At 59.6% G+C, this 12440-nt stretch carries 12 protein-coding genes; 9 read left to right on the top strand and 3 right to left on the bottom strand.

Going from position 1 to position 12440, the window contains the following annotated elements; translation table 11 throughout:
- Positions 1 to 6: 6 nt before the first annotated feature.
- From ABIE59_RS13735 to ABIE59_RS13705, 7 genes are all read left to right on the top strand, one after another.
- The gene (locus ABIE59_RS13735) at positions 7 to 873 is read left to right on the top strand and encodes a TonB family protein (RefSeq protein ID WP_354447727.1); all 867 of its coding nucleotides are present in this window, start codon (positions 7 to 9) and stop codon (positions 871 to 873) included.
- Complete coding sequence (locus tag ABIE59_RS13730) at positions 870 to 1436, top strand: YqgE/AlgH family protein (RefSeq protein WP_152439392.1); 567 nt, start codon at positions 870 to 872, stop codon at positions 1434 to 1436. The genes ABIE59_RS13735 and ABIE59_RS13730 overlap by 4 nt, the downstream gene beginning before the upstream one ends.
- Complete coding sequence (ruvX, locus tag ABIE59_RS13725; protein WP_354447725.1) at positions 1429 to 1869, top strand: Holliday junction resolvase RuvX; 441 nt, start codon at positions 1429 to 1431, stop codon at positions 1867 to 1869. The genes ABIE59_RS13730 and ruvX overlap by 8 nt, the downstream gene beginning before the upstream one ends.
- A 10-nt stretch (positions 1870 to 1879) precedes the next feature.
- The gene (gene pyrR / locus ABIE59_RS13720) at positions 1880 to 2389 is read left to right on the top strand and encodes a bifunctional pyr operon transcriptional regulator/uracil phosphoribosyltransferase PyrR (RefSeq protein WP_354447723.1); all 510 of its coding nucleotides are present in this window, start codon (positions 1880 to 1882) and stop codon (positions 2387 to 2389) included.
- A 26-nt stretch (positions 2390 to 2415) separates the two neighbouring features.
- The gene (locus tag ABIE59_RS13715; RefSeq protein ID WP_354447721.1) at positions 2416 to 3435 is read left to right on the top strand and encodes an aspartate carbamoyltransferase catalytic subunit; all 1020 of its coding nucleotides are present in this window, start codon (positions 2416 to 2418) and stop codon (positions 3433 to 3435) included.
- Positions 3432 to 4727: a dihydroorotase gene (locus ABIE59_RS13710; RefSeq protein WP_354447719.1), complete on the top strand. Its 1296-nt coding sequence runs from the start codon at positions 3432 to 3434 to the stop codon at positions 4725 to 4727. Before ABIE59_RS13715 ends, ABIE59_RS13710 begins: the two co-directional genes overlap by 4 nt.
- Positions 4728 to 4933: 206 nt before the next feature.
- The gene (locus tag ABIE59_RS13705) at positions 4934 to 5953 is read left to right on the top strand and encodes a putative solute-binding protein (protein ID WP_106696068.1); all 1020 of its coding nucleotides are present in this window, start codon (positions 4934 to 4936) and stop codon (positions 5951 to 5953) included.
- A 65-nt stretch (positions 5954 to 6018) separates the two neighbouring features.
- Here ABIE59_RS13705 and ABIE59_RS13700 read toward each other — a convergent pair whose 3' ends face one another.
- On the bottom strand, positions 6019 to 6291 hold the full coding sequence (locus ABIE59_RS13700) for an HU family DNA-binding protein (RefSeq protein ID WP_058090771.1): 273 nt from the start codon (positions 6289 to 6291) through the stop codon (positions 6019 to 6021).
- A gap of 273 nt (positions 6292 to 6564) precedes the next feature.
- Between ABIE59_RS13700 and ABIE59_RS13695 the strand changes: the two genes are divergently transcribed.
- Positions 6565 to 7608, top strand: coding sequence for a hypothetical protein (locus ABIE59_RS13695; protein ID WP_286252468.1), 1044 nt, complete (start codon positions 6565 to 6567; stop codon positions 7606 to 7608).
- Between the two features lie 26 nt (positions 7609 to 7634).
- On the top strand, positions 7635 to 9701 hold the full coding sequence (locus ABIE59_RS13690) for a TRAP transporter large permease subunit (RefSeq protein WP_106696066.1): 2067 nt from the start codon (positions 7635 to 7637) through the stop codon (positions 9699 to 9701).
- Between the two features lie 83 nt (positions 9702 to 9784).
- Here ABIE59_RS13690 and ABIE59_RS13685 read toward each other — a convergent pair whose 3' ends face one another.
- Both ABIE59_RS13685 and hslO read right to left on the bottom strand, forming a co-directional pair.
- Positions 9785 to 11320, bottom strand: coding sequence for a phosphoenolpyruvate carboxykinase (locus tag ABIE59_RS13685; protein ID WP_058090768.1), 1536 nt, complete (start codon positions 11318 to 11320; stop codon positions 9785 to 9787).
- A gap of 178 nt (positions 11321 to 11498) precedes the next feature.
- Complete coding sequence (hslO, locus tag ABIE59_RS13680; protein WP_072675993.1) at positions 11499 to 12353, bottom strand: Hsp33 family molecular chaperone HslO; 855 nt, start codon at positions 12351 to 12353, stop codon at positions 11499 to 11501.
- Between the last annotated feature and the right edge of the window lie 87 nt (positions 12354 to 12440).

Below are 12440 nucleotides of genomic sequence, written 5' to 3'. Positions count from 1 at the left end.
AAGGTAATGGCAGTTCAGGTAAGCGATTTCGACCGGTTGTCCTTCACGCTGTTCATGGCGCTGGCGGTGCATGCCATTGTGGTTCTGGGCATTACCTTTGCGCCTGAGCCTCCCCGTTCGTCGGCCCAGACCATGGAGATCACACTCGCCCAGTTTGATGATGAACAGGCGCCCGAGCAGGCGGATTTTCTGGCTCAGACCAGTCAGCAGGGCAGTGGGACGGAAGAAGAGGCGATGGAGATGACCACGCCCGAGCCAGCGGACATCAGCCAACCTGAAATGGCCCAGGTGCAGCCTGAGCCCCAGACCACCACGCAGCCTCAACCCAGAGAAGAGCGTGCAGTAGTCCAGACTGAAGCCCCGGCCAGTCGGCGGGTAGAACAGCCCGAGGACCGGTCAGAACCCGAGCCGGAACCGCTGCCGCGCAGTGAGCGCAAAAGCCTGATGGAGCGGAGCCTGGAAATTGCCAGCCTGGAAGCCCGGTTTGATGCCCAGCAGCAAGCCTATGCCCGCAAGCCCAGGGTGATGCGAGTGACGGCGGCTTCCACCCTCAGGTCGAGCAACGCCTGGTACGTTCAGAACTGGGTAAACAAGGTTACCCGGGTGGGCAACATCAATTATCCGACTGAAGCGAGGCAGGCCGGAATCTACGGAAATCTGCGTATGCTGGTTTCTCTGCGCAAAGATGGCACAATCAAGGAAGTGGCGATACTCCAGTCGTCCGGCAGCACGGTACTTGATGATGCCGCCATTCGCATTGTGCGCATGGCCGCGCCCTTTGCACCCTTCCCGGACGAGATGCAGCAGGAAGTGGACGAACTGGAGATCATACGTACCTGGTCGTTCCAGCAGCGGGGGCTTACATCCGGATGACAGCGTCCAAGCAAACCGACGGTAATCTCAGGCACCACTTTCTGGTGGCGTCACCGTGGCTCGCCGACCCCCGTTTCCATGGCGGCGTTATTTACCTCTGTGAGCATTCCGAGGAAGGCGCCCTGGGGCTGATGATCAATCAGCCGCTGGATATCCATCTGGGAGAAATTCTCGAGCAGTTGGACATGCATGGCGGTGAGCTGGACCTGCCGGTGTTCACTGGTGGCCCGGTGCAGCCGGAACGGGGTTTTGTGCTCCACTCGCCTGGCCGGCAATGGCAAAGTACGGCACTGGTGACCGATGATGTTCTGCTCACCACCTCCCGGGATATTCTGGAAAGTATCGGCCGCGATGAGGGGCCGGACGAGTTTCTGGTGGCTCTGGGCTATTCAGGCTGGGGTGAAGGGCAACTGGAAGAGGAACTGGGCAGCAACGCCTGGCTGACCTGCCCGGCCAGCACCGATATCCTGTTCCGGACACCGGTCAGCCAGCGTTATGAGGCGGTGCTCCGGTTGATTGGCGTTGATCTCAATCAGCTTAGCGACTCGGTGGGCCATGCCTGAGCAAGGTAATCGCAGACTGCTGGCGTTTGATTTCGGAACCCGTCGCATCGGTGTCGCTTCCGGCCAAGAGCTGCTCGGTACCGGCCAGCCCCTTGCGATGATCCCGGCAAGGGACGGTATCCCGGACTGGCAGCAGGTCGAGCAACTTCTGACGGAATGGCAGCCGGATGTCGTGCTGGTCGGGTTGCCACTGAATATGGATGATACCGAGAACGACATGTGCGCGCGGGCCCGAAAATTCGGCAAGCGCTTGCATGGCCGTTTTCATGTGCCGGTAGAGATGGTGGATGAGCGACTGACCAGCTTTGAAGCCAAGGGTGATGTGATGGCTGCCGGTGGCAGCCGTGATTTTGGTCACCACGGGGTGGATGACCGTGCCGCCGTACTGATACTGGAAACCTGGTGCCGGGAACAGGCCGGCCGACCTGACTGATGAGGCTCTGATGACCGCATTGATGGATATCAACCAGTTGCTTGAGGAGCTGGAAACCGGTTTGAGACGGATTCTGGAACAGCGTGGAATCGACAACCCCTTGCTGATTGGCATTCGCACCGGTGGCGTCTGGCTGGCTGATGTCATTGGCAAACGTCTGGGCATTGAGCAGCCGTTCGGTGAGCTGGATATTTCCTTCTATCGGGACGACTTCAGCCGAATTGGCCTGAACCCGAAGGTCAAGCCGTCCAGCTTGCCGTTCGACACCGAAGGCCGCGACATTATCCTGATTGATGATGTGATCATGAGCGGACGAACCATTCGTGCCGCGATGAATGAGATCTTCGATTATGGTCGTCCTGCCAGTATCATACTGGCCACCTTGATTGACCTGGGTGCCCGGGAGCTGCCGATTCAGCCCGATGTGGTTGGCCGCTCCCTGGCGCTGGAAGCGCATCAGCGCATCAAATTGCGCGGCCCCGACCCGCTGCGCATCGAACTTCAGGACTCCGGGCAGTAACACCCCCAATTGACGACAGGCGAGCCATGACCGCGAACGATCCCTCCCCGAACCACTTGCAGCTGACCCGGGATGGTCAGTTGCGGCATTTTCTCACTTTGGACGGCCTGGGCCGGGAGTTACTGACCGACATTCTGGATACCGCCGATTCCTTCATTGAAGTGGGTGAGCGCAGCATCAAGAAGGTGCCGCTGTTGCGAGGCCGCACGGTCGTCAACCTGTTCTTTGAATCCAGTACCCGCACCCGCAGCACCTTCGAGCTGGCCGCCAAGCGGCTGTCTGCCGATGTGCTGAACCTGGACATCAACACTTCGGCCACCTCCAAGGGGGAATCCCTGTCTGACACCCTGCTCAATCTGGAGGCCATGGCCAGCGACATGTTCGTGGTGCGGCATTCCCAGAGCGGGGCGCCGCACTTTATTGCCGAAAGCGTGACCCCGGGCGTGGCCATCATCAATGCGGGCGATGGCAGGCATGCCCACCCAACCCAGGCGATGCTCGACATGCTCACCATTCGCCAGCACAAGGGGCGCTTTGATGGCCTGAAAGTGGCCATTGTCGGTGATGTCCTGCACTCCCGGGTGGCCCGTTCCCAGATCCGCGCCCTGAACGAGCTGGGCGCTGAAGAGGTACGTGTGATTGCCCCCGGTACCCTGTTGCCCAGGGATGTGGAAGATCTGGGCTGCACCGTGGAATATGACATGGCCCGGGGCATGAAAGACCTGGACGTGGTGATCATGCTGCGGCTGCAAAAGGAACGGATGGAGGGCGCCCTGCTGCCCAGTGAGCGGGAATTCTACCGCCTGTATGGCCTGAATCAGGAAAAGCTGGCGCTGGCCCGGCCGGACTGTATTGTGATGCATCCGGGCCCCATCAACCGGGGTGTAGAAATCGAATCGGCGGTGGCGGATGGTCCTCAATCGGTGATTCTGAACCAGGTGACCAACGGCATCGCCATACGAATGGCGGTCATGTCCATGGCAATGGGCGGGCAAATGGCAGAGCGGCAGCAAAGACAGATAGACAGTGAGGGAGCCCGGGCATGAGTGGCAGCCAGCAAGACAACAGCAACAGCCTGGTGATTACCGGTGGTACCCTGTTCGATGCGCATGGGCAGTTGGTTGACAATCCGGGACTGCTTGTTCGTGACGGGAAAATTGCCGCCATTGGGTCGGAAGTACAGCAGGCCAGCGCAGGCAAGGGCTTTGACGCCAGTGGCTGTGTGGTTTCACCGGGATTTGTGGATCTGTGTTGTAACCTCCGGGAACCCGGCAATGGTCAGAAGGGCAATATTGCCTCGGAAACCCGGGCCGCTGCCCACGGTGGTTTCACCACGGTTTGCGCCAGCCCGGAGACGTCTCCCGTCAATGATTCCAGTGCTGTGACCCACCTGATTCGTGAGGGGGCTGCTACCCGTGGTGTGGTGAATGTGTTGCCCATTGGCGCCATTACCCGTGGCCTGGAAGGTGACTTGCTCAGCGATATGGCGGGCCTGAAAAACGCCGGTTGCGTGGCGGTGGGTAACGGTTCCCGTGGGGTGCGCAATGCCCGGATTCTGCGCCGTTGCATGGCCTATGCCCAGACCTTTGGACTGACGGTGCTGTTCAGCCCGGAAAACCAGGCCCTGGCCGCTGACGGCTACGCTCATGATGGTCACGTTGCGACCCGCCTGGGTCTGCTAGGCATTCCGGAAGTGGCCGAGACGGCCGCCGTCATGGAAATGCTGTTACTGGCGGAGGAGACCGGAGTGCGATTACACCTGAGCCAGTTATCCTGTGGCCGCAGCGTCGAGATGCTGGCGGACGCCAGGAAACGGGGAATCCAGGTGACTGCCGATGTGGCCATGCACCAGTTGGTGTATACCGAAGAGGCCCTGGCGGGCTTTGACAGCCGCTTCCACGTTCGCCCTCCGCTGCGCTCGGAGGCTGATCGCCAGGCCCTGCTGGCCGGTGTTCGTGAGGGAGTGATTGATGCCATCGTCAGCCAGCACCAGCCCCACGACAGCGCTGCCAAGCAGGCGCCACTGCCTGCCACCGAGCCTGGCCTGTCCAGCATCGAGAGTGTCTTGTCTCTGGGCCTCGAGCTGGTGGAGGCCGGCGAGCTGGAGATGGCCGGCCTGTTGTCTGCCCTGACTCTTGGCCCATCCCGGGTTCTGGGCCGGGAATGGGCGCTGGCTGAGGGTACGGCTGCCGACCTCTGTATTTTCGATCCCCAAGGCCACTGGGTACCGACCGCATCGACGCTGGTGTCAGCCGGGCACCATACTCCCCGGTTTGGGCGTGAGTTGCCCGGACTGATGAAGTTAACGCTCGTGGGTGGCCGGGCCGCCTGGCAATAACTGCACCCCCGAAAATGCGGCAGAGGTTGGCCAACCTCTGTCGACACCATCACAGATTCTCCTGTTTTTGCTGAAAAACCCTTGAAGGGAGGCACCTGAGCCAACGTATTCTATGGCCGGGCCACTTATGGTCATCAAAAGGACGACGGAAAATGCCGGCGGCCCGCTGTGCCGGTGTCCGACAATAATAATTCAGGAGTCATCCCGTGAAATCAGTCAGTTTATCCCGCCGTATTGCCATGGCGGCTGCTTTGTGCGCCACCCTGGTTACCCCTGCTCTGGCGAAAGCCGAAACCGAGATTCTCGAGCGCAGCTTTTGCGTGTTTGATCCCGTGGGCGCCAACGGCCCGCTGTTTGCCATTACCAAAGAGTTCCAGCCGGTCGCCATGCAGCGAGGCATCAGGCTGAACCTGCGGGCTTACACCGATGAAAAGGTTGCCGCCGAGGACTTCAAGGCGGGCCAGTGCGACGCAGTGCTGCTCACGGGCACCCGCGCCCGTGAGTTCAACAAATTTACCGGCAGCCTGGAGGCCATGGGTGCCGTCCCTGGCGAGCAGGAAATGCGCCTGTTGTACAACACCCTGAGCCAACCCCAGGCACGCCAGTTCCTGGTTGAAGGGCCCTACGAGGTGGCCGGTGTATTCCCCGGTGGTGCTATCTACCTGCACACCCGTGATCGCAACGTCGACTCGGTTGAAAAGCTCCAGGGCAAGCGCATCGCCACCCTGGATTATGACAGTGCGTCGGTGCGCATGGTTCGTCATGTAGGCGCGTCAGTGGTGGGCTCCAATTCCGCCAACTTTGCCGGCAAGTTCAACAATGGCAGCGTGGACCTGGCCTACGCCCCGGCGGTGGCCTATCAGCCACTGGAATTGTACAAGGGCGTTAACACCAAGGGTGGCGTGTTCAAATACGCCCTGGGGTACATGAACTTCCAGGTCATCATCCATCGTGACCGGTTCCCGGATGATGCGGGCCAGATGGTGCGTGATGAATCGATCAAGCGGATTGATCAGGCCTACGAGATTATCGCCGAGGCAGAAGCTGGCATTCCGGAAGAGGTATGGATGCACCCGCCTCAGGAAGATGTGGCCGAGTACGACCGGATGCTGCGTCAGGTGAGGCTGTCTCTGCTGGAGGATGGCGTGTATGACGAGCGTGCGATCAAACTGATGCGTGCCATTCGTTGCCGGGTGGACGGTTCGCGTTCGGAGTGTGCGTCTTAAGTCTGAAGGGCGTTGCTGGGCCTGTCAGGTAGAAGCTGGCCCGCCGGTTGGCGGGCCGGATCCGGTTAACGGATCGCGTCTTTCAGGGCCTTGCCGGCCTTGAATCCGACGGTCTTGCTGGCGGGGATCTGGATGGTGGCGCCGGTTTGAGGGTTGCGGCCTGTGCGAGCCTCGCGGGAGCGAATGCTGAAGGTGCCGAAGCCAATGAGCGTGGTGTCTTCACCCCGGGCCGCTGCCGCAGACAGCTGATCGGTAAAGGCGTTGATAACTTCGCTGGCTTTTTCCCGGGTCAGGCCGGTTTTATCGGCAATGGCGGCGGCAAGCTCTGGTTTGCGCATCGGATACTCCTGTTTGATTTCGTTCTGATTATTGTGTTTGACCGCAAGGCAGACCCTGCGGTTGAAGCAATCTATAGTGGCTTTGGCCGAAATGTGCAAACCCTGTTCGGTTACGAACTGTGGCCGCAGGCGTCATTTGCGGGGTTGGTCTCATAAACCGGAGCCCGGTTTGGTCATAATGCATGGCCGGTTACAGGATGTAACAAAACGATTCTGGCGGCGCCAGGCGCTGACGTTTTCTGAATAACACAAGAATAAAAGGGTGTTGATGCTATGAATGATTTCCGCAAAGCCGGTTCCGGAATTCGTGGGCTGGTGGCCGCTGTTGGTGCCAGCCTGGTGCTCACCGGTTGTGGTGCCGTCAATCACATGATCTACAAAACCACCGGTGATGTGATGCAAGGGTTCTCACGCAATCACACGGTGCCTTACCTGCTGGAATCCGATGACCTGGCCATGGGTTGCTCCATGAGTGAGGCGACAGCCCCCCTGCTGATGTCGTTTGGCCGCGTGACCCGCGAACCGGACCAGCTTGCGGTTATGCTGTACCTCTCGGCGGGCGGTTGTGCGGAGGAGCAGGCCAGGGAGCATGAGCTGGCTGCGGCGCGGGCAATGTATTCCATGAACGCCGGTGAGGCCCAGGATGCGATGATCCGGCAGAAACGGTCCCATACCCAGGCGGCAAAACGATACCTGAAGGGCTGGCAGCATCACCACGCCCATTACGGTGATCCGGACGGCGGGGAATGCCCCAAATTCAAAGACGATCTGGATGAGTTCATTTACCTGGCCGGCTTGTTGTCCGGGTTGCAGGCATTGAATGCCCAGATACAGGCATCGTCCTCAATTGGTGTGCCATTCAATACCGGTTCAGTGGTTGGCCGGGCGACCCAGTGCCTGGACAACAAGAAATGGTGGGGCGCGCCGATGGGGCTGCGGGCAACGGTCTGGGCCATGATTCCGGGCACCCAGCCGGAAGGTGAAGACGCCTTTGAACGACTGGCTATCGCCAGCAAGCAGGGCGAAGAGGCGGGCGTCAGGCTCGGCCACGTTTTCCACGCGATCGCCGCAGTAAACAAGAACGACGAAGCCTTGATCAAATCGGTGATCCGGGACCACGCCGAATCGTTGAAGAATGACTCGTCCAGCGACCAGTGGCGGTTTGTTGATGCCATGGCCAGCAACATGCTGGTGGCCATTTCTGATCGTTTGTGGGTCGAGAACACCGGCCACCGGACCCCCATCGGTCAATTCGGCAGCTTCTGGGATGATCAGCGGGCGCCGGTCGAAACCATGGATCTGGATGATCTGCTGTAACTCCTTCAAATTCCAGGGTAGGTTTTATGACTAAGGGTGGTCTGCAACGTTCCGGGCTGGAATGGTTCTCTTCCTTGCCGGCGTGTCTGTTGCTGCTGGCTGTGGTGTTGTTCTCGACCAGCAGTGATATCCATAACCAGATGCTGCGCGGTGGTGAGCAGCTCTGGAGCGGATACTACAAACTCCGCATGGATCCGGTGCAACCGGAGTGCAACCCGGACCGGGATATTGAAGCTGCGGTTGCGGAGGAAATGGCGGCAGGGGCTCCAGACGATGACCCCATGGCGGCTTTGCTTGGTGCACATGAAAAGAATCCGGCGGATGTCCGGCTGGCCATCGAGCGATCAGTCGGTGAGTGTCAGGCGGCCCATGCCAGCTATCTTGAGCTGCAGGATCAATTGACGCCCGGGGTGAAAGCCTATCGTGCGGTGGAATTGTTCGTGGCTGATCTGATCGCCTTCGGCCTGGCGGGCCAGCGTTATATCCTGGTGATTCTGGTGATGCTGTGTGCGGTTACCGCAACCCTGACCCGACACCACATCGCCATGCGGGCGATGGAAACCAGGCTCGATTACATCGTTTCCCATACCCTGCAGACCATTGCCAACGCCATGCTGTTGGGCTCCAGTGCCATCTTCCGGCAATCCAGCCTGGGTAGCAGTACTGCGGTTTCCGGTGAGGAGCTGATGCTCCACAATCTGTGGATTGTCGGTTTTGCCTGTCTCACCCTGGCCAGCCTGTATCGGCTGTTCCGGGTGCCCTCCAATCTACAGGAGGGTGGTCGGCTCGGGCAGGCCTTCCTTGCGGTGCCATTGTATACCGTCATGTGCCTGATCTCCGGCACTTATTTTGCGATGATCGGCCACTCCTCGGGTATTGGTATCTACCTGGGTAAGATGATGGAGCTGGCGGACATGTTCCTGAACGTTGGGCTGTACGTTTGGGTAGGCATGATGCTCAAGCAGACCCGTCTGGCGACCCTCGTGTTCAACGTATTCCGGCCCTGGCGCATGCCCCCGGAAATGCTGGCGGTTGTTGCCGTATTGGTGGCCGCTGTGCCGACGGCTTATACCGGTGCTTCCGGGATCTTTGTCATCGCAGCCGGCGCCGTGATTTACAGCGAACTGCGGGCCGCGGGCGCGAGACGGCACCTCGCCTTGGCCGCCACGGCCATGTCCGGTTCGTTGGGCGTGGTTCTGCGGCCATGCCTGCTGGTGGTGGTGATCGCCTACCTGAACCGGGAAGTGACGACCGACGAACTGTTCGGTTGGGGTATCTGGGTATTTGTCCTGACCGCGACCATGTTCGGTCTGGTGGCGATGTCGGTCAACCGGCAGAGCAAATTCGACCTGGCGCCGACCGCTCAGGCTTTCCCGGCCTCGTTCCGGGCACTCCGGCCACTGCTGCCCTACGCCCTGGTGATCGCCGGTGTTGTTCTGGTGTATCGGTTCGCCCTGGACGTGAAGATGGATGAGTTCTCCGCGCCACGGTTGCTGCCGGTGATCATGCTGGCGATTCTGGTCTATGAACATGTCAGTCTGAAGAAGCGGACTAGCCCGGAACCAGGGCAGGCTCGCCATCCGGGCCTCGAGCGCAGTATTCGTGGCGCAACCAACGATACCACCGCTGAAATCGGAGCACTGCTGTTGCTCCTTGGCCTGTCAGTCAGCATTGGTGGTGTCATCGAGCGTTCCCACATCATGGAAGCCTTCCCGCAGGCCTTCGATAGCGCCTGGTCTGCCATGTTGCTGATGGTGGTCATCCTGGTAATCCTGGGTATGATCATGGATGCTTTCGGTGCCGTGATTCTGGTCACTGCTACCGTAGCCACCATTGCCTATTCCAGTGGTATTCACCCGATCCACTTCTGGATGGTGACGCTGGTGGCCTTCGAACTGGGTTACCTGAGCCCACCGGTGGCACTCAATCACCTGCTGACCCGTCAGGTGGTGGGTGAGGCCGAGGTGCTGGCTGCCCAGCGTGAGGGTGGCACCTTCTACCAGCGCCATGAGCGTATCATCATGCCGCTGATTGCCATGGGTATTTCCCTGCTGCTGGTGGCCTTCGTGCCGCTGTTGTTCTACGCCACCTGACCCGAGGGGCTTCGGCCCCTGCCAGTATCAGACAACAAAAAAAGCGCCGTGCTCTCGCAGGGCGCTTTTTTGTTGGGGCAGGCTCAGCTCAGTTTCGGGCCGGCCTCGACGATGGCGTCTGCCACATCGAACTTCTTGAAGTTTTCCACGAACTGGGCAATCAGCTCCTGGGCCTTGCCGTCATAGTATTCCGGGCTGGTCCAGGTGTTGCGTGGGTTCAGCAGTTCGGTGTCGACACCAGGGATGTGCTTGGGCACGTCCAGGTTCAGGGCGTCCAGATGCTCGGTTTCCACGTCATCCAGATCGCCATTCTGGATGGCGGCAATGATGGCGCGCGTGGTCGGAATGCTGAAACGCTTGCCTTCGCCATAGGGGCCGCCGGTCCAGCCAGTATTGACCAGGAATACCTTGCTGCCGAACTCGTCGATCCGCTTCATCAGCAGCTCGGCGTATACGCCGGCCGGACGCGGGAAGAAGGGGGCGCCAAAGCAGGTTGAGAAGGTGGATTTCAGCTTGGACGAAGAGCCCATCTCGGTTGAACCAACCAGTGCGGTGTAACCACTCAGGAAGTGGTAAGCGGCCGCTTCACGGCTCAGGATGGAGACCGGGGGCAGAACGCCAGTCATATCACAGGTCAGGAAGATAATGTGCGACGGCTCGCCGGCGCGGTTCTCCAGAACCCGCTTCTCCACGTGCTCCAGCGGGTAGGCGCAGCGGGAGTTTTCGGTGAGGGAAACATCGGTGTAATCCGGCTCACGGGTTTCCGGATCGATCATCACGTTTTCAACGATGGCGCCAAAACGGATGGCATCCCAGATGATCGGCTCGTTCTTCTGGCTCAGGTCGATGCATTTGGCGTAGCAGCCACCCTCAATGTTGAATACCGTGCCGGGGCCCCAGCCGTGCTCGTCGTCACCGATCAGGAAACGGTGCGGATCGGCAGACAGGGTGGTCTTGCCGGTACCGGACAGGCCGAAGAACAGGCAGGTTTCGCCGTTCTCGCTGACGTTGGCGGAGCAGTGCATCGGCAGTACGTCTTTCTCTGGCAGCAGGAAGTTCTGTACAGAGAACATGGCTTTTTTCATTTCGCCGGCGTAGTGCATGCCTGCCAGCAATACTTTGCGCTTGGCAAAGTTGATGATCACGCAGCCATTGGAGTTGGTGCCGTCACGCTCGGGCACACACTCGAAGTTGGCGGCGTTGAGGATCTGCCATTCCTGCTTGTCGGCCGGGTTGTAGTCATCCGGGCGGATAAACAGGTTGCGGCCAAACAGGTTCTGCCAGGCGGTTTCCGTGGTCATTTTGACCGGCAGGTAGTGTTCGGGGTCAGAGCCGACGTGAACGTGGGAGACAAAACTGTCTTTTTCAGCAATGTAGGCTTCAACACGATCCCAGAGGGCGTCGAACTTGTCGGCGTCGAACGGGCGGTTGATCGGGCCCCAATGGATGTCGTCAGCGGTGCTGGGCTCCTCGACGATAAAACGGTCCATGGGAGACCGGCCGGTACGTTCGCCGGTGGTGACCACCAGGGAACCGTTGGCTGCCAGTTGTCCTTCATTTCTGGCCAGTGCCACTTCAACCAGTCTTGCTGTACTCAGATCATTATAAGTGTTGCTCACTTCGACCTCGCCCTCGGGATGTCTTCGTGATTGCTCAGGCCGTCCCCCCGAAAAAAAATTGACGGAAATCTGAACAATCGGGTCAATTCAGGCGCGCTATTATGCCAGAGACGCCGGTAAAAAACGACTGCCCTGAAAGCCGCGCCAGATGCGGCTTCCGGGCAAGTTGAGTGACTGCTTAGTGTAACGTATGACCGGTGAAAAGGTGATCAATGTCATTTCTATTGAAGCGATAGTTTGCGTGACAGAACTGGCAGTCCATGTTGATGCTGCCCTGCTCGTCGAGGATGCTGTAACACTCGTCTTTGCCGATGGCCTCGAGGGCGGCGAGGGTGCGCTCCCTGGAGCAGCTGCAGCGAAAGGCCACCGGTTCGGGATCGAACAGCCGCACGGTTTCCTCGTGGAACAGCCGGTGCAGCAGGGTTTCGCTGTCGAGCGTCAGCAACTCTTCGGCCTCGACAGTGCGCGCCAGGTGATTGACCCGGTTCCACAAATCATCGTCTTCTTCGGTATGGCCCGGCAACCGCTGCAGCATCAGGCCGGCGGCGGTGTCTTCGTTGGCGAACAGGAACAGGCTGGTGGCAATCTGCTCGGACCGCTCGAAATACTCTTCCAGACAGCCGGCCAGCGTATCGGCTTCCCTGGGCACCACGCCCTGATAACGTTGGCCCTGGTCCGGGGTGATGGTGATGGCCATGCGGCCGGTTCCCAGAAGTTCGTTCAGGGTATCGCCGGTAACGGCCTGATCGTCATGGCGGGCAAGGCCCCGGATATGGCGGTCGTGGCTGCATTCGGCCATCAGTGTGCGCAACGAGCCTTCGCCGGCCGCCTGCAAGGACAGGGTACCCTTGAACTTCAGGCTGCTGCTCATCAACACGCTGGCCACCAGCGATTCGCCCAGTAAACGGCGAACGGATTCGGGGTAAGGGGCCTGGGTGCTGATGTCACTGAAACTGTTACCCAGTTGAACCCAGGCACCCCGAACCTGGCTGTGTTCGAAAATAAAACGCTGGAATTGATCTCGGGATGCCATGGTGTCTCCTGACGCTGTCTGTGGGGTTGATGGTACTGCCCGCGCGGAGGGTAATTGAGGCGGGCGTACTCTTTACGAGCTGTGGTG

It is taken from the genome of Marinobacter sp. MBR-99 (assembly GCF_040547575.1).
Classification (GTDB): domain Bacteria; phylum Pseudomonadota; class Gammaproteobacteria; order Pseudomonadales; family Oleiphilaceae; genus Marinobacter.
This window is presented reverse-complemented; position numbering and strand designations above follow the sequence as displayed.